Here is an 18654-nt window from a genome sequence, read left to right as displayed (position 1 = left end):
ATTATTTTAGTTGGGCTCTACGGAAATGGTTTTGCAAAAGCCAATGAAATCACGTTCGGAGCAGAAAACCCTAAAGTCTTCCTCGTTTCTGATGTAACCTAGGTCAAATTCCCCCATCCTATCCCATTGGAACAGGGCGTTCTGAAGATCAAACTGAACCAGTACGTCGTATGCACCATCCGGGGGGCTTCCGCTTACACGCTTATCATTGTTTACCTCAACGAAACCGGTTTGCAACTCGCCACTGGTCCCTGCCAGCTTGTAAATAAAACGGAAACGGGTATCGTAATTGGACTCATTTTCGACAACAATATTTTTATGCTTAAATCTGAACGAACCGCATTTCTCCACGGTATAATCAGTAGTATAGCCCATTTTCGCCAAAGTATTGTCCTTTAGATACCGGATCGTATACGCGATCGGAACGCCCGGATTATTTCTGCTATATACGGCATTTCCACCGGTTATGACACTGTTCAGGGCGCCAAAACCTGTGTTAATATCGGCCAGACTGATCGCTTCTGAGGCCGCCTCCGCATTTCCGCCAATGGTAACTACCGTAACACTAGAGTTCTTAAGGATTTCATCATATTTGGATTCCAAGGAGCCGGCAGCGCGATACCCGCCTGCATATTCCAATACGGCATCCAATTCAATCGAAGTGTCCTCCTCCGTGGTCTGCATACGGACCATGATGACCCTTCCGTAGGAAACGGAACTTACATAGGCAGGTGGTGTATCCGAATCAAAGGCCGCCTCTGCCTGTTCTTTGGTGACCTCTGGAGCAAATACGCTTGCCGCTGAACTTGGTGTATCCAAGGTTACCGTATAAAATACCTGTTTAAATACAATGGCCGCAGTCCGCTCCGTTCTATTGCTTTCAAACTCGAACTGCGATGCCAAGGAACCACTGGCCCATTCCACATTTAGTCCCACATCCAGACTAAACTGTTTTGAAGAGTAGGATGTAGTTGCCTGGTAGGAAGAATTAGCAGCGTTCACATACCCTTCTTGATAGGCGTTGGCATTCCACCATTCCAAAGCATTGTCAATATTGGATTGTACTGAGGAATTCGTGGGGTTTTCAACAACTATAGTCCCCTGCTCCCCAATACCGGGAAGATCTAGACTTAGCGTTACCGCGGACCTATCCAGGGTCAAGGGATCCGGGGCGCCATCCAGCATACCGTCGTTTCCAATGACCAGTGCACCGGGAAAGATTACACCGTTTGTGGGCCGTAAGATGGCTACATCATCAAAATTGGATTCCAAGTTATAGTCCTTAATCCTGCATTCGGTTACCCAACCTTCGGTCGGGCCTTGATTGTCGTTCCTGCTACCCGTTTCCTCCCGGTCTGGAACTAAAGACCCCGTATTTTGAACATTCAGGAGTACATCGGCATCATAGGTAAGACTAGCGATTACTGCATTTATGTCCTCCAGGTTGTTTTCATCTTCTCCTTCTCCAGGATTTTCCCCACCATTGTTCTCACCTCCACCTTCTGCAGGTGGTGGATCTACGGGAGCTTCATCTTTACTACAGGAAATCACAAGGCAGCACATTGAGGCCAAAAGTAACAGGGTCGCCATTTTCATTTTTGAAATCGTTGTTTTCATAACTTTTTGGTTTTTAAGGATTCAACAACTCGAAACTAGCTCCAAATCAACCTCATACCCAATTTTGTCCATGGACAAACCATGGACATTCATTCCCGTGTTCCGGTATTTCCTACATAGACAGGCCATTTTTTGGTTTTTAGATTTTTATATTTAAAAATTTGAATATCAAGTATTTATAAAAATTTCAAGAACATACGGCGTTACTAAAAGCATGGACAAAGTATGGACAATGTCCTTTTTTGATCTGGGTTGGTGTTTTATCGTACTACATTAATTAAGTAACTTAGAACAAACCAATATGTATAGCTCTACCATGACCAAACTACCTATTTGGATATTCGTTATCGCTCTTTCACTAATCAAAGTCCAAGGCCAAATCCAAAAAAAGGCGGATAGTCTGCATTCTATCTACAATTCCGCAAACAAAATTGAAACAAAGGTGGACTTGTTGGAATCCCTAATAGACAGTTACATCTATAATGACACGGACAAGGCAAAAGCTTACATTCAAGAATTAGTTTCCGTTTCAGATAGGGAGAATTATGATACAGGCATAATTTTGGGTCAATTGAACCTTGGTTACTACTACTATAGCATCGAAAAGATGGATTCCGCATCATTTCACCTGAACAGGACTTTGAATCTAGCAAAGCAAAAAAATAAAAAAGTTGGTGTGGTAGAGGCACTTTCCAAACTTTCACTGGTTCAAGGGCACAATGGGGATTATACCTCGGCAATAAGACTCATGGACTCTGTCGCCGGAATATATTTAGATCAGGGGGATTATCTCAACTATGGCGTTTCGATCAACAACTCCGCTGCCCACTATTACGATAAAGGGGATTACCTAAAGGCCATGCAGGGTTATCGAAAGGCGTTGAAAATTTTGGATACCATTCCGCGCGAACCTTATAGAAAAGCCGATGTACTTCGCAACATTGGAAAACTAAACACCAGACAGGGAAACCAAAAGCAGGCACTGGACTATTTTGGGCAAGCCCTTGAAACTTATTTGGAAATAGAGGATTATGTATACGCCGCTTCCACCTTTACGGACATGGGAAGCGTTCATTCAGATCTAGGAGATGAAAACAAGGCGCTTGAATTCCATAAAAAGGGATTGGAGATTAGCCAATTAAGCAAAAACAATTCCGTATCCATTATTTCTTATGGAAACATTGGAATAGCTTACAAAAACCTAGGAGAATATGATATGGCCATTGAAAATCTCAAAAAATGTCTAGCGTATGATCGACAAGAACTTTCGGATATTAATGAGGTTATCTATTTGTACCACATTGGCAACTCTTTTACGTACAAAAAAGAATTCTCTATAGCGGAAGAATATCTAAATGAATCCATCTCACTTGCTAAAAAAGGGGAAATCGGTAATGAGCTCCTTAATGCCTTGGATTATAGAGCATTCAACTCTGAGCAAAAAGGGGAACCACAATCCGCTTTGGTTGATATTAGAGCATCCCAGGTTATAAAAGACAGTTTATTCTCCACCCAAAAGGCGAAGCAAATCAGTGAGCTTCAAACCGCCTACGAAACCGAAAAGAAGGAAGCCGAAATAGCCCTGCAAAAGGAAGAAATAAACACTTTAAATGAGAAGGTAAAGGTCGACCGATTGACCAAGGGGCTTTATGCAGGGGGAATGTTCACCTTCGTAGCCGTTTCGGGATTGTTGTTCTTTGGCTTTCGGCAACGGATGAAAAAGAATAAAATAGCACGCGAAAAACAAGAAGAAATCTACCAAAGGGAGATAGAGCATAAACAAAAGGAACTGGCCAGCCAGACCTTGCATCTTGTGCAAAAGAACACCTTTATTCAGGAGTTATTGGAAAACCTGGAAAACATCCGATATTCCCCGGAGAAGTTTAAAATGGAATTCCGACGAATCATGATGTTACTTAGGAAGGAAAATGCCTCGGACAAGGACTGGGAGGTATTCAAGACTTATTTTTCAGAGGTTCACAACGACTTTGACCAAAAGCTAAAGACCTTGTACAGCGATATTTCAGAAAAAGAAATCCGATTGGCCGCCTTTTTACGGATGAACCTGACCACCAAGGAAATCGCCGCGACCCTCAATGTGTTGCCGGACAGTATCCTCAAATCCAAATACCGGTTAAAGAAGAAGCTGGGATTGGATAAGGAAACGGATTTGACCAGCTTTTTGAACACCATTTGAATTACAAAACCCTATTCATGCTTTATTACCGGAATTGGAGGATTCAATTACCGGTAGATACAATCCAATGCCGTTGATAATGGCACTACAAACCAGGTTACTTCTTCTCAACATACTCTTTTTAATCACTATTGCCGAGGCGAGTCAATGTTCCAAAAAACAATGCCCGAAATGGTCTGCCCAAAATCAGTGAAATTGTTTTCATGCTCCTTTGGTTGTTAGAAATTGTTCAAGAATCCGCGCCAAGCCTTTATGAATCCATGTGTATTGAAGTTTGGATTAATTTTAATTACTTTTTCCACATGGACAACGCAAAGCCCTATGTTTTAACCAAAAGTGTTAATCGACTAATAAACAACACTTTACCTATATTGGTTAAAGAAAGAGGTTTCCAGAACCCATGGACAAACCATGGACAGGGAACGTTTACCCATTGAACGGAGGTAAATTGGAATATCTCATTACCATCGTTTATGCAAACAAAGCTTATAGGCAGCCTCATTGCCCTATTTTCATTTTGGACTTGTCCAGGACAGGGAAGAAACCAGATAAAGGTGGACAGTCTTGTAAAGTTGTATGAAAGTTCCCAAACTGTAGTCCAACAAGTAGATATTCTTGATGATATCATTGATCTTTTGATTTACAATGATTCGGAAAAGGCGAAGACCTTTATTCTAAAGATGCGTAAAATCTCCAAGGATACCGAGTATGCAAAAGGCATACTTCAGGGTGATTTTAATTTGGGATACCATTATTTCAATCTACAGGAAATGGATTCGGCCGAATACTATTTTAATAAAACCCTAAAGCAATCAAAAATACTAAATGACGATTCCTTTGTATCCAGTACGCTGAAAAATTTGTCCATCTTGAAGGCACATAATGGGAATTACCTGGACGCTATCCGCTTAATGGACAGCGTTGCAAAAATAAATGTAGTGGGGGGAGACTATTTAAGGTATGGTTCGGCGCTCAGTGATAACGGAGTGCACTATTACGAGTTAGGCAATTACCCCAAGGCCATGGAGCTCTATAAAAAAGCCTTGACCATATATGACTCCCTGGACATCCGAACTTATCATAAAGCAGATTTGTTCAGGAACCTGGGCAAGCTACATAGTGTAATGGCAAACAACGAAAAGGCCATCACTTACTTTGAACAAGCCATTACCGTGTACAAGAGATTGGAGGATAATTATTTCCTTTCCAATACCTTGGTGGATATAGGCAATGTCCACTCCTCCCAAAAAAAACACGCCGCCGCCATAAAAAAATACCAGGAAAGCCTGAAAATGGCCTTGGCCTACACTTTCCCATCCTCAGAAATCATCGCCTATGGTAACATTGGTAATGAGTACCTGAATTTAAAAGACTACCCAAAAGCCGTAGAATATCTGGAAAAGGCATTTATTAAGGGAAAAGAAATTTCCGCAACCAACAACTGGATTACAGACATGTCCAACCTTGGCCATGCCTATGCCCTTACGAAAAGGTTTCAGAAAGGAATCATTTTATTGGATAAGGCCGTAAGTTTATCCGATTCAATTGGGATCTCCAATGAATTGCAAAATACACTTTACACAAGAGGTTTGGTCTATGAAGAAAATGGAGACCTCCAGAAAGCCATCCAAGATTTTAAAAGATCGAGAGTTATCAGTGATAGTTTATTCTCCAAAGAGAAGGCAAAACAAATCGATGAGTTGCAGACCTTGTATGAAACTGAACGTAGGGAAGCAGAAATTGCATTGAAGGAAGAGGAAATCAATACGTTGAACGAAATGGCTAAGGTAGATAGACTTAGCAAAGGGCTCTATGCGGGAGGCATGTTTACCTTTATTGCCGTTTCCGGTCTATTGTTTTTTGGGTTCCGCCAACGTATGAAGAAAAACCGAATAGAACGGGAAAAGCAAGAACAGATCTACAGACAGGAAATTGCCCATAAAAAGAAAGAGCTCGCTAGCCAAACCTTGCATTTGGTCCAAAAAAACACCTTTATCCAAGAACTTCTCGGCAACCTTCAAAATATAAAAAACGACCCGGACCGTTTTAAGGTGGAATTCAGGCGTATTGTAATGCTACTTAAAAGAGAAAATGCCTCAGATAAGGATTGGGAGGTCTTTAAGACCTATTTTGCCGAGGTGCATAATGATTTTGACCAAAAACTGAAAACATTGTTTTCGGATATTTCCGAAAAGGAAATCCGTTTGGCGGCCTTTTTGCGAATGAACCTGACCACCAAGGAAATCGCTGCCACCCTAAACGTATTACCGGATAGTATCCTTAAGTCCAAATACCGGCTGAAAAAGAAATTAGGTCTTGATAAGGAAATGGATTTGACCTCATTCTTAAATACATTATAAAATTTAGCCTACCTATTTTCCCTAATGTATCTTTGTACCGTGGAAAAGGATAAAAAAGTTATTCTCTTTGATGGGGTCTGCAACCTGTGTAACAGCTCTATTCAATTCATCATAAAGCGGGACAAGAAAGATGTATTTCGCTATGCGGCCCTGCAAAGCGAAATAGGTCAAGAACTAATCACGGAGCGAAATATTGATACTTCCAAGGTAGATTCCATCATTCTAATTGAACCTGGGGTCGCTTTTTACACCAAATCCGATGCTGCGTTAAATATAGGGCTATCCTTTGGTGGCATCTGGACACTTCTAAACGTATTTAATTTGATTCCCAGTTCGTTACGAAATATCGTATACGATTTTGTAGCTAAAAATAGATACCGTTGGTTTGGTAGAAAAGACGCCTGTATGATACCCACCCCTGAGTTGAAGGCCAAGTTTTTGGGTTAAACGCTTCTCGATACAAATTTTACTTCACTTCGTTTGTAAAATCCACTCGAAGTGACAAAATCATTAAATCAAATTCATGCGATGTCAGTTCGAGTGATTTTATTTCGAATTGACAATGAGAAATAAAATTGTATCGAGAACCATCACGGCGTTTAAAATTTCTTTTTAGCAAGATTTGGCAATTGGTCATAATTACCATCTATCAAGGCCTGCTTTTTGGCCCTTGACCATCTTTTGATTTGTTTTTCCATGCCAATTGCCCTATTTGGATCGGTGAACTCACAGAAAAAAACCAACTTAATCGGCCTTCTTGAAAACGTGTAGCTATCCCGATATTTGCCGTTGGCATGAGACTCCACTCTTTTTGACAGGTTAGCGGTTATACCGGTATAGAAAGTCTTGTCCGAACACTCAAGGATATAGACATAAAAAATCTTCATTTCCCTAAAGTAAAAATTGGATAGAAACCACCTCGTTTTCTAATTTCTGTGTTCAACTTTCGTTACAATTGGTGTCAAAACCCGTTCAAAATGATAAGCTCGCTTTTGATTATCCAATTGGACGTGAATCCTAAAAGACGAGGCGATAATCACTTAAGGTTATTCAAAATAAAATCCAGTGTCCTGTTTTGGTTCAAGTTTTGTTCGTAGGCCAAGTTCGTATGGGTAATTTTCTTGGCCAAACCCAAATCCAACAGATGTTCAATGTCCTTTTCACGTTCCAAGGTTACCTTTCCCGTCAACAATACATCCATGGATTTTTCCTTACTGTACCGTTTGTAGATTTTTCGAAGTCCGCTTAGATACAGGTGGTCTTTGGTGAACCCCCCTCCCCTATGCGCCCTAAGGGTAATGGTAAAGGCTTCATGACGATCAAGTTTGTATTGGTTATGGATCATATCAAAAGTATCCGCAAAGCTATATCCTTTGATCAGGCTATCCGAAGCCAATACCCGATAGGCCAGTTCCTTTAAACGTTTCAAGGTAAGTACGCCACTCATATATTCGCTAAAAACGGCCAATCCTTCTTGGGTTTCTTCATTTTTGGGAAATCCATTGGAAAAAATTTTCAAAGGCTGCACCAATCCGTTGAACGTGGTGACCAAATGCACCCCAATTTCATGGTTGGCCAAGGTCCGCAATTCATTTTTACTAAACTTTACATTTCTTTTGATCAGCAAGGTCCTAGAAATGTTACTGACCATAGCCTCGGCCGCGATATGGGTGGAAAATTTAATGTTAAGTGGGAAGTCGTATCGCTTTACAAAGTCCAGAAAATAGGCTTTTGCTTCATAACAATCAAACCGTTTCTCCATATCTTCCAGATTGGGTTCATCATCAAAATGCAATATGAATTTGGCGTTTTGCACGTCCCTTTCCGTGGGAGTCCCATATACTTGAAGGGAATTGTAGTAAAAGGATTCCCCCTCTCCTATGGTCTCAATGCATTCCACCATATTAGAGTAGAAATAGATGGTATCCCTGTATAATTTCCTCACTTGGTCATCGGCAATCTTTTCCAAACGCTGTGAAAAGAAAAGTCGATGTAATTTGTAAGGATCAAACTTTAGCTTAGGATACCTAAATCTTGGTTCATCCACATATTTTGAAGCAAAAAACCGTTGCTTTTCCTTTTCGATGTTCATGGGATTTACATGGCTTAGCAATTCTATTTTCTTTACCAATCCATCCAAACGATCATCAATTTCGAATAAACCGGCGTGCTCCAGTTTAATTTCGGCTCGTTCCGCTTCTTCTATCATAACTTTTCCTCCAAGAATTCCGTGACCTGCAAAGGTATCAATTCTTTTAATTGCTCCTCGGCGGAATGCACCACTTCCGGATAAAGAATTCCGGTAAGCTCATCGCAATACACTTTGGCGATTTCCGTGGCGAGTACCAGGGTTTGATCAAAATTTCGGGTGATGTACTTTAAAAAATGGCCATTTCCCTGAAAGGTATCATTGATCTTCGAAGAAGGCTTTATGCCATTGGGTAAGTTGATACTTCCCAGTTTTTTGCTCCAGGAAGATACGGTTTCTCCAAATCGGTTCGTATCGATATTGATCGTTCCCAAGTTCCAGGTAGGCACTTCCCTGTCCCAACGTTTCCAATTGTAACTGTGCATATCAAAAACCAAGGCCCAATTGTGCTTTGATTCTATTTTTTCGATGAGGGCATGTACCACCCGATAAAAATTGGCATGTTTTTCCAAACTGTGCCGTCTCTCCGAATCCGGTAAGGGATTCTGCCATAATTGTTTCCCCCAGGCCGTATCAAAAACAGCGGTTTCCGGAGGCCGGTTCAGATCATACTCAAAACGGCTGTCGCATCCTGCAATTACAATGGGATGCGCACGCACCATTTCCTTGGTACAGGGATCCTCTTCGTACCAGCGCTCATATTCCGTGTGCAGGCAGTTGTCCCAGAGCGATTTCCGAAATTGATGACCATCGTGAACGGCTCCACAAACATAGGGAACGTAATCCTCTATTTTAAGGGTAAAGGAATAATCATCGGATACCGCTTCAAATGGGGTTTCCGATTGAATCAGTTCAATGATATTTTCAATGGAAAGTCTACGCATTTTCAACCTCGTCCCGTAGTCTGGAACGCCTTTGGAAAGCCTTGAGTTTATCCATGACCTTACTTTCCACGAAATCGATCACCTTGGACTGAATCTTTGTTTTATATACCTTGTTCATATAGGTAACGCCTCCGGGCGACATGACATTGACCTCCACCAACTTACCGCCAATAACGTCTATTCCAACAAAATACAGGCCGTCCTTTACCAATTTTGGACCAATTTGTTTACAAAGTGCCTTTTCTTGCTTTGTCAAAGAGTGTTTGGCCACGGAACCTCCTGCGGAAACATTGGAACGATGATCATCCGAACCGGGTACGCGTCTCATGGCCCCGATGGGTTCCCCGTTTAATATAAGAATGCGTACATCGCCTTGGTCCGCGCCTTCAATGTATTCTTGAAGTATGACATAGTTAGATGTTCCATCTGAGTTAGTTACATAAAAATCCAATAAGGATTTGATATTACTCATGGCCGACTTCTCGATAAGGATTACCCCAGAGCCTCCGAAACCGTTCAAAGGCTTCAAAATCATCTTATCCGACTTGGATTCCTTGATTTGCCGTAAGAGATAGTTCTTGTTCTTGGATACATGTGTAGCCGGAATGATATTGCTATGGGAATCCCCAAAAGCTGCGGTATACAATTTGTTATTGGCCTCGCGAAGTCCTTGTATGGAATTCACAATGAATACATCGTCCTTGACCGAATCCAGAAAATTGAGCATAATCGGATCTAAAGGCGGATTGGCCCTCATAAAGATAACGTCAAATCCGGCCAACGGCAACATCTCTTCCCGGATGTCCGCCTGTTTATAGAAGGATTTCAGGCTACTGGAAACCTTTTCCATCCGATTGATTACCGTACAAAAGGCGTTGGTAACACTATTGCGGATGGTGAGATTAGCTGGGCTACATAGCGCTACCCCATGATTTCGTTTTACGCATTCATGGATCAATGCCAAGCTTGTATCGTTTTCGGGATCGATTTCCTCCCAAGGATACATTAAAAAACAAATGTTCATCGCTCTTAATGTTTAGTTTTTTGAAATTACCTCTTCCAAATGGTCGTCCCATTCCTGTGGATGGGGTTCGCCCAATTTGCCAACGGATTTTGCAACCACCATGGACACGGTCGCATCTCCCGTAACGTTCACGATCGTGCGGCACATATCCAAGGGCCTATCTACGGCAAAGATCAAGGCCAGGGCTATAGGATAAAGATTTGGAGGAAAACCAATGGATTCCAATACAATGACCAACATAACCATACCCGCCCCGGGAACGGCAGCCGAACCTATGGACGCCAGAAGTGCCGTAAGGACGATGATGATTTGATTACTGAACAGCAAACCCTCAGGCCAAAGGACCTGCATAGCGAAAACCGCTGCAACACCTTGGTATAGACTGGTGCCGTCCATATTGATGGTAGCCCCTACGGGCAGTACAAAACTGGAGACCTCCTTGTCCACCCCTATGTGCTCCTCCACCCGCTCCATGGTAACGGGAAGGGTAGCTGCACTGGAACTCGTGGAAAAAGCCAACAACTGTGCCGGGCTAATTTCCTTTAAGAACCAAAAGGGATTCTTTTGGGTGTAGGATGAAACCAGAATGGTATAAAAAACGATCATCAAGAATAATCCCAAGACGACCACCCCGGCATACTTTAGAAGTGCCACCAACAGATCAGAATCTCCTGAAGAAGCTACTACATTGGCCAATAAGGCAAAAACGGCATAGGGAGCGGTAAGCATAATTAAATCCACCATTTTTAAGACTACCTCGTTCAAGGCATCAAATAACTGCTTTAAGGGTCTTGCCTTTTCCTCACCGATCAACAACATGGAAATCCCCATGAAAATTGTGAAAAAGATTACCTGCAGCATCAATGCGTTTTCGCTCATGGCCTTGACCGCATTGTCGGGAACCATGTCCTCCAGGAATTGAAGCGGGCCACTTTCCTTTTGTTTCAAGGCTTCGTCCAATTTTGAGGTAACGCCACTATCAGAGGCATAGGTTGCCGAAAGTTTGGCGACCGTATCCTCGGAAATACCATTTCCAGGCTGCAAAACATTTACCAATAAAAGACCTATGGTTATAGCAACTACTGTAGTGAAGATATAAATACCGATAGTCCGGAGTCCGATTCTCTTAAACTTGGAAATGTCCTTAAGATCCGATATTCCTTTTATCAAGGAAGCCAGGATCAAGGGAATCGCAATAAGTTTTAGCAACTTAACGAAAATAGTGCCCCAAGGGTTAATCCAATCGGTGACGAATTCCCGTCCCCAATCCGGATAGGTCATGACAAAGCCAAAGACCAACCCTAAAATCATACCGATTAGGATTTTCCAATGCAATTCCATTTTCTTCATACCTGATGAATTTTGGAAGTAAGATACTATTTTGGGAGGAAAACCCCTAGAAAGCGGATTACAATTTTACGGTACGATCGATAAGTGTATAATCGGCCAACACCAAGGCTGCCATGGCCTCAACAATAGGTACGGCCCTAGGTACCACACAAGGGTCATGACGGCCCTTTCCCTGGGTCTTTACCTTGTTGCCTTCCTTGTCTATAGTTTCATAGCCCTGGATTACCGTAGCAACAGGTTTAAACGCCACATTGAAGTAAATATCCATCCCATTACTAATTCCGCCTTGTACGCCGCCACTGTGATTGGTCTTTGTTGAGCCGTCGGAATTGAATGGGTCGTTATGCGCACTACCCTTCATTTTTACCCCGGCAAAACCACTTCCGTATTCAAAACCTTTTACGGCATTGATGGACAACATGGCTTTCCCGAGTTCGGCGTGGAGCTTATCAAAAACGGGCTCCCCTAAGCCTATGGGGACGTTCTGGATAACGCAGGTAATAACTCCGCCAATGGTATCCCCTTCCTTTCGTATTCCCTTGATGTACTCCTCCATTTTTTGCGCCGTTTCGGGATCGGGACAGCGCACCGGATTGGATTCAATAAGGGAAAAGTCGAGTTCGGTGTAGGGTTTGTCCAAGGTCAGTGTGCCCACCTGGGATACAAAGGCATTAAAACGTATGTCCTTTAAAAATTGTTTGGCGATGGCCCCGGCCACAACTCGGCTGGCCGTTTCCCGGGCAGAACTTCTACCTCCGCCCCTGTAATCACGAAAGCCATATTTTTTATCGTACACATAATCGGCGTGGGAAGGCCTGTACGAATCCTTAATATGTGAATAGTCCTTGGACTTCTGGTTTGTATTGTAAATGGCAAAACCAATAGGTGTTCCCGTAGTCTTTCCTTCAAAAATTCCCGATAGAAAATCCACCTTATCCGGTTCTTTTCGTTGGGTAACGATGGCGGATTGTCCGGGTCTTCGCCGATCCAGTTCCTTTTGCACCGCCTCCAAATCCAGTTCCAGACCTGCCGGACATCCGTCCAACACACCCCCTATGGCAATTCCATGGGATTCACCAAAAGTGGTAAGCTTAAAACTATTTCCGAAGGTATTCCCGGCCATTTTCTTAGGATTAACGGATACATGACGTCAAAATGTACCTGTACCGTTTTCAATAAACGCCAAAGGTAAATCTTAAATCAGAGATACAAAAATTCATCTTCGGCTTAATGCTTACTTAACAATTTAACAGCGGGGATTACGTAAACTTAACATTATACCAATCAATTATTGATTTCAAATTCATTTCCAAGTTATACCTATAGGTTTATTTTGTAAGAAATTTGTCCTACATCACCGAAAAATGAACGGCAAATTTTACCCCACCAAATAGATGACCCTAATATTATGTAATGCTGTTGTAGATGAAGAAACGAAAAATAGACCTGGTGGTTATTTCCGATGTACATTTGGGAACTTATGGATGTCATGCCGATGAACTTATTGCCTACTTAAATAGTATTCAGCCCAATAAATTGGTTCTCAATGGGGATATCATTGATATTTGGCAGTTCAGCAAAAGGTACTTCCCCCCTTCCCATATGAAAGTCCTCCGTAAAATTATTGGAATGGCTTCCAAAGGCACGGAGATATTCTACATTACAGGAAATCATGATGAAGTTCTGAGAAAATTCAGTGATACTTCCATGGGGAATCTCCATATTTCAGATAAATTGGTTCTTAATCTAGATGGGAAAAAGGCCTGGTTTTTTCATGGGGACGTGTTCGATGTCTCCATACAAAATGCAAAATGGCTGGCCAAATTGGGCGGATACGGGTATGGCCTGCTTATTTTAATAAATCGATTTGTCAACTGGATCCTCGTCAAAATGGGACGGGAACGCTATTCATTGTCCAAGAGAATAAAGAATAGTGTGAAAAGTACCATGAAACATGTACGTGACTTTGAAAAAACGGGTGTGGAAATAGCAATTGAAAATGATTACGATTATGTAATCTGCGGACATATCCACCAACCTAAAAAGGAAATCCATATCACAAAAAAAGGGAAATGCACCTATCTGAATTCCGGGGATTGGGTAGAAAACCTCACGGCCCTTGAATATTCATTCAAACGTTGGAAAATCTATAAGTACAATCAGGACAAGCTATCGCCATTTTTTGCGGACGAGGAATTAAAGGAGATGGACATGCATGAACTCATTGCTTCAATCACCGCAAAAAAAGAAGAGGAAGAAAAAAGTAAGGGCAAAATGGGAGAGAAATCCTTAGATGAGGGCCCTCTTTAGTATGGAAACGGGATGCAGGGCCTCCCTCCCGGTACCATCATGAATTTGATGCCTGCAACTGGTGCCATTCGCGGCAATTAGCACATCGTCTTTCGATTTTCTAACAGCCGGGAACAATTTTAGCTCCCCGACCTGCATACTTACGGCATAGTGCTCCTTTTCATATCCAAAGGATCCGGCCATACCGCAACAACCTGAGGGGATTATGGACACCGTATAATTCTCGACCAGGTTTAAGCTATCAAAGGTTACTTTTTGATTGCTCAATGCCTTCTGGTGGCAGTGACAATGTATTTTTATGGTTTTGGGCTCCTTGGTAAAACGCTCCGGGCCCACCTCTCCCTTCTCGATTTCAGTAGAGAGGAATTCTTCGAACAAGAAAACATGGGATGCGATGACCTCTGTGGCTTCCGTATCCGATGAAAACCGTTTCAATTCATCACGAAAAGTCAAAATGGCGGAGGGTTCCAAACCTAAGACCGGAATTCCGGCATCTGCAAATGCCCTAAGGCTACCCATATTTTCCAAGGCCAATTTTTTAGCCTGTTTTAAAAACCCCTTGGAAATGTAGGTGCGCCCGCTTTCGGCATAAAAGAGCTGAATATCATAACCCAAACGCGTCAATAGCTCAATGGCGTCCTTGCCCAAATCGGTATCCAGATAACGGGTAAACTCATCAATATACAGAACAACTTTTTTCTTTTCAACTTTATATTGATTTTTAAGTTGTTGCAAGTGCTTATTAAAATTAAAACTTGATACTTCAGGTAATTGTCTTTCCTGGGCTATTCCGGCCGACTTTTTTAGCAATCCACTTAGGACCGAAGAGGAATACACGGCATTTGTCAATCCGGATACCTTGCTTCCCAATCTGTTTAATCGAGTGTTATGGGCAAAAAGCTTGGCACGGAACGGATAGCCATTAGCTTCCTGATATTGATATAGGAATTCGGCCTTAAGCGTAGCGACATCCACATTGCTGGGACATTCACTGGAGCAGGCCTTGCAGCTTAGGCAAAGGTCAAAGACCTCCTTTAATTCTTTTTGGTCGAACTTATTGGTTTTATCCGAAGTAGTGAGAAATTCCCGTAAGGCATTGGCCCTGCCCCTAGTGGTATCCTTTTCGTTTCTTGTAGCATGATAGCTAGGGCACATCCCGCCCTTCATATGTTCGGATTTTCTGCAGTCCCCGCTCCCATTACATTTCTCGGCGGCCCTAAGAATACCTTCACTATCCGAAAAATCCAATAAGGTTTGGATTTCGGGTTCATCCCGATCTACTTCGTAGCGTAAGGATTCATCCATGGGATAGGCATCCACTATCTTCCCCGGATTAAAGATATTGTTCGGATCAAAATAGGCTTTTATGCGCCGTAAAAGCTTGTAATTTTCCGCCCCGATCATCATGGGGATAAATTCTGCGCGCACGATGCCATCCCCATGTTCACCACTGAACGATCCTTTATATTTTTTGGTAAGCCTAGCCACATCCGTAGTTATTTTTCTGAAAAGGCCAACATCCTCCGATTTTTTAAGGTCAAGGATGGGACGCAAATGTAGTTCGCCTGCGCCGGCATGGGCATAATACACGGCATCTTGGCCGTAATCCTTCATAATCTGGGTAAACTCCCCTATAAAATCTGATAGATCCTCCAGGGCCACCGCGGTATCCTCAATACAGGCAACCGCTTTCCTGTCACCCACCATATTCCCCAAAAGTCCCAGACCGGCCTTACGCAACTCCAAGGCCTTATTAATCTCACTTCCTTCCAGAATAGGGGAAGCATAGCTCCGTCCCGATTTTTGTATGGTGGACTGTAGCGCTTTTAGCTGTTCGGCCAAATCTTCCTGGGTATCTGCCTTTACCTCCAACATCAACAAAGCCGCAGGATCTCCGGAAACAAAAAACCTGTTTTTTAGCTGCTCCCTATTATTCTTGGTACAATCCAGAATTACCTTATCCATCATTTCGCAAGTATGGAGATTGTGCTGCATTACCGGGGCAACGTCCATAAGGCAATCCTCCAAGGTTTGATAATGGGTGACCACCATGGCCGCCAGTTTAGGGGGCATTTCCTCTAATTGCAAGGTAACTTCCGTGGTAAAGGCAAGGGTTCCTTCACTACCGCTTAGTAGCTTACAAAAATTGAAGGCCTCCTGGGATTCCCCAAAAACGGTATTCTTCAACAGCTCGTCCACCGCATACCCAGTGTTTCTCCGATGGATGGACGGTTTGGGAAATTCGGCTATAATCTGATTTCGGATTGCCCTATCGGACAACTCCTTATAAATCCCCTGATACAATTCACCTTCCCGGGTATCCAATTCCAATTTTGCCTGGAACTCCTTAAGATCTATTGACGAAAATTCCACGGTATTGCCATCAGAAAGAACGGCTTGTAGACTAACCACCTTGTCCCGGGTTACCCCATATTGAATAGAGGTAGTTCCGGAAGAGTTGTTTCCTACCATACCTCCCATCATACATCTATTGGATGTTGAGGTATTGGGGCCGAAGAAAAGACCATGGGGTTCCAGATAGCGATTGAGTTCATCCCTTACCACACCGGGTTGCACCCTCACCTGCTTTTTCTCCAGATCCAAATGAACGATCTGGGTAAAATGCTTGGATACATCCACCACGATACCGTCCCCTACACATTGTCCTGCCAAGGAAGTACCGGCAGTCCTCGGAATAAGCCCTAAATCGTTTTCGCTGGCAAAGCTAACCAGTTTTTTAATATCATCTACGTTCTTGGGAAAAGCGACCGCCAGTGGTTTTTTGCGATAAACGGAGGCGTCCGTGGCGTAAAGTGCTTTGGTGAGTTCATCGGAATGTAATTTGCCATCCAACTCCTTCTTCAATTCTTTTAGCAAATTTTTAATCAAGCTGAAACAATTTTAGGGGCTAATTTAAGTTTTTATTGTTTGAGCCTGATAGCGAAAACTCATTTATTTAATTCAAACTAAAACAGAAAACTTATGAGAATCACAAAAGTAATTACCTTCATGCTTTTTCTAGCTTCCCTATCCGTTGGGGCACAGGAAATATCGAATCATGCCATAGGGCTTAGACTCGGGGACAGTGATGGCTTTGGGGCCGAAATTTCCTATCAAAAGTCCATAGCAAGATACAATCGGGCAGAATTCAACCTGGGCTGGCGCGATAGTAGAAATTATGATGCCTTTAAGCTATCCGGGCTTTACCAATGGGTGCACAATATAGACAAGGGCTTTAACTGGTACTACGGTGTTGGTGGCGGATTGGGCAGTGTGGATTTTGATGGAAGGTTCAATTCGGACAACGAACCTTTTACCCCGGATGGAGGACTTTTTGTTTTTGCGGCCGGGGATATCGGGGTTGAATATAATTTTGACTTTCCATTGCTTTTATCCTTGGACTTTAGGCCCGAAATAGGGATAATAGGGTACGACGATTTCTCCGATAATTTCGATTTTGATATTGCCCTCGGGGTACGCTATCAATTCTAAAAAGACGGTCAATTGATTGAAAAGCCCTTGCACGCATAATGTTAAGGGCTTTTTTTATATCCCATTATATACCTACATTTGCCCACATTAAACCATGTACGATGAAAAGACTCTTGTTCGCATTTATAACGATTTCCGCTTTTACGGCATGTAACCAAAATCCGAAAGGCTATGTTGTTGAGGGCTCCCTTAGGGGCGATTTGGAAGATGGCACCATGGTATTTCTTAGAAAGCAAGGGGAGAACAGGCAACCTGTGGATGTTGATACCACTACCACACTGGATGGGAAGTTTACCTTTACCGGGGAGGCGGCCATCCCCGAAATGCATTATATTTTTCTGGACAATGCCATGGGGTATTCCGCGGTTATCCTGGAAAATGGAAAAATAGAATTATCCGCCCATATGGACAGTCTCGGACTTTCCAAATTGGGAGGCACCCCCCAGAACGAAGTCTTTACGGACTATTTGAAGAAGTCCAAGGATATATCGGAAAGGGCAAGGTCCATTCAGCAGGATATCCAAACGGCTACTATAAGTAAGGATACAGCTTCTTTGGTTTCCCTACGGGATGAGATGATGGAGCTTGAGGACGAGTACAAGAATTTTGAGCTCACCTTTATAAGAGAACACCCTGCCGCTTTAATTTCCGCGTTGCTAATCGATAGGGCGATGGGCTCCAGAACCGTATCACCCGAAGAAATTCAGGAATTGTATGATGGTCTCTCGCCGGAAATCAAGGAAACCAAGGTGGCCAGAAGTGTTTTGGAAAGACTGCAATCGGTCAAGGAAAGGGAGGAAAGAAAGAAGAGCACAAATATTGGTGCCAAGGCCCCGGATTTCTCGGCTCCGACCCCCAATGGGAACGAATTGGCACTAAACGAGGCATTGGGTAAAGTAACACTTGTAGATTTCTGGGCCGCATGGTGTAAACCATGCAGGGCCGAAAACCCCAATGTGGTAAAAGTATATGAGAAATACCATGATAAGGGATTGAACATTGTTGGGGTTTCATTGGACAAAACAAAGGCAGCCTGGGAAAAGGCCATTGCCGATGATGGATTGACATGGAACCATGTATCCAACCTTGCCTACTTTGATGATGAAATTGCAAAACTTTACGGAGTGGATGCCATTCCGGCCGCATTCCTTTTGGATGAAAATGGTGTGATCATTGCCAAGAACCTGCGTGGCCCGGCTTTGGAAGCGAAAGTTGCCGAACTACTTCAATAAAATATTTACAAAACTAAAAAAGCCCTTTCGGTATAATCG

General features: G+C 42.8%; 14 protein-coding genes. 6 read left to right on the top strand and 8 right to left on the bottom strand.

Going from position 1 to position 18654, the window contains the following annotated elements; genetic code table 11:
* Positions 1 to 6 precede the first annotated feature (6 nt).
* On the bottom strand, positions 7 to 1617 hold the full coding sequence (locus ACO06Y_RS16350; protein ID WP_422080073.1) for a thiol-activated cytolysin family protein: 1611 nt from the start codon (positions 1615 to 1617) through the stop codon (positions 7 to 9).
* Positions 1618 to 1918: 301 nt separating this feature from the next.
* Here ACO06Y_RS16350 and ACO06Y_RS16345 point away from each other — a divergent pair, with 301 nt between their 5' ends.
* The 3 genes from ACO06Y_RS16345 (at position 1919) to ACO06Y_RS16335 (ending at position 6621) form a co-directional block, all read left to right on the top strand.
* Positions 1919 to 3814, top strand: a complete 1896-nt coding sequence (locus ACO06Y_RS16345) for a tetratricopeptide repeat protein (RefSeq protein WP_422080072.1) — start codon at positions 1919 to 1921, stop codon at positions 3812 to 3814.
* 473 nt (positions 3815 to 4287) lie between these two features.
* Positions 4288 to 6174 carry a tetratricopeptide repeat protein gene (locus ACO06Y_RS16340; protein WP_422080071.1) on the top strand — a complete coding sequence of 629 codons (1887 nt, stop codon included), beginning with the start codon at positions 4288 to 4290 and terminating at the stop codon, positions 6172 to 6174.
* A gap of 24 nt (positions 6175 to 6198) precedes the next feature.
* Complete coding sequence (locus tag ACO06Y_RS16335) at positions 6199 to 6621, top strand: thiol-disulfide oxidoreductase DCC family protein (RefSeq protein ID WP_422080070.1); 423 nt, start codon at positions 6199 to 6201, stop codon at positions 6619 to 6621.
* Positions 6622 to 6773: 152 nt separating this feature from the next.
* On the opposite strand, the gene ACO06Y_RS16330 is transcribed toward ACO06Y_RS16335, so the two are convergent.
* The 6 genes from ACO06Y_RS16330 to aroC form a co-directional block, all read right to left on the bottom strand.
* The gene (locus ACO06Y_RS16330) at positions 6774 to 7061 is read right to left on the bottom strand and encodes a GIY-YIG nuclease family protein (protein WP_422080069.1); all 288 of its coding nucleotides are present in this window, start codon (positions 7059 to 7061) and stop codon (positions 6774 to 6776) included.
* 149 nt (positions 7062 to 7210) lie between these two features.
* On the bottom strand, positions 7211 to 8383 hold the full coding sequence (locus ACO06Y_RS16325; protein ID WP_422080068.1) for a flavohemoglobin expression-modulating QEGLA motif protein: 1173 nt from the start codon (positions 8381 to 8383) through the stop codon (positions 7211 to 7213).
* Positions 8380 to 9207, bottom strand: coding sequence for an N-formylglutamate amidohydrolase (locus ACO06Y_RS16320; RefSeq protein WP_422080067.1), 828 nt, complete (start codon positions 9205 to 9207; stop codon positions 8380 to 8382). Before ACO06Y_RS16320 ends, ACO06Y_RS16325 begins: the two co-directional genes overlap by 4 nt.
* Positions 9200 to 10231, bottom strand: a complete 1032-nt coding sequence (gene gshB, locus ACO06Y_RS16315) for a glutathione synthase (RefSeq protein WP_422080066.1) — start codon at positions 10229 to 10231, stop codon at positions 9200 to 9202. The genes ACO06Y_RS16320 and gshB overlap by 8 nt, the downstream gene beginning before the upstream one ends.
* Before the next feature lie 12 nt (positions 10232 to 10243).
* Entirely contained in the window at positions 10244 to 11581 is a 1338-nt protein-coding gene (locus ACO06Y_RS16310) for a dicarboxylate/amino acid:cation symporter (protein WP_422080065.1), read from the bottom strand.
* 58 nt (positions 11582 to 11639) lie between these two features.
* The gene (aroC, locus tag ACO06Y_RS16305) at positions 11640 to 12704 is read right to left on the bottom strand and encodes a chorismate synthase (protein ID WP_422080064.1); all 1065 of its coding nucleotides are present in this window, start codon (positions 12702 to 12704) and stop codon (positions 11640 to 11642) included.
* A gap of 302 nt (positions 12705 to 13006) precedes the next feature.
* Here aroC and ACO06Y_RS16300 point away from each other — a divergent pair, with 302 nt between their 5' ends.
* Entirely contained in the window at positions 13007 to 13891 is an 885-nt protein-coding gene (locus ACO06Y_RS16300; protein ID WP_422080063.1) for a UDP-2,3-diacylglucosamine diphosphatase, read from the top strand.
* Here ACO06Y_RS16300 and ACO06Y_RS16295 read toward each other — a convergent pair.
* Positions 13871 to 16780, bottom strand: a complete 2910-nt coding sequence (locus tag ACO06Y_RS16295) for an FAD-binding and (Fe-S)-binding domain-containing protein (protein ID WP_422080062.1) — start codon at positions 16778 to 16780, stop codon at positions 13871 to 13873. The two genes, ACO06Y_RS16300 and ACO06Y_RS16295, sit on opposite strands and share 21 nt — an antisense overlap.
* Before the next feature lie 93 nt (positions 16781 to 16873).
* On the opposite strand from ACO06Y_RS16295, the gene ACO06Y_RS16290 reads away from it, so the two are divergent.
* Together ACO06Y_RS16290 and ACO06Y_RS16285 are read left to right on the top strand one after the other, a co-directional pair.
* On the top strand, positions 16874 to 17383 hold the full coding sequence (locus tag ACO06Y_RS16290) for a hypothetical protein (RefSeq protein WP_422080061.1): 510 nt from the start codon (positions 16874 to 16876) through the stop codon (positions 17381 to 17383).
* 101 nt (positions 17384 to 17484) lie between these two features.
* Entirely contained in the window at positions 17485 to 18615 is a 1131-nt protein-coding gene (locus ACO06Y_RS16285; protein ID WP_422080060.1) for a redoxin domain-containing protein, read from the top strand.
* The last annotated feature ends 39 nt before the right edge of the window (positions 18616 to 18654 follow it).

This window comes from Ulvibacterium sp., from assembly GCF_965228935.1.
Lineage (GTDB): Bacteria > Bacteroidota > Bacteroidia > Flavobacteriales > Flavobacteriaceae > Ulvibacterium.
Note: the sequence above shows the minus strand (reverse complement) of the source record. Positions and strands in the feature narration are given on the sequence as shown.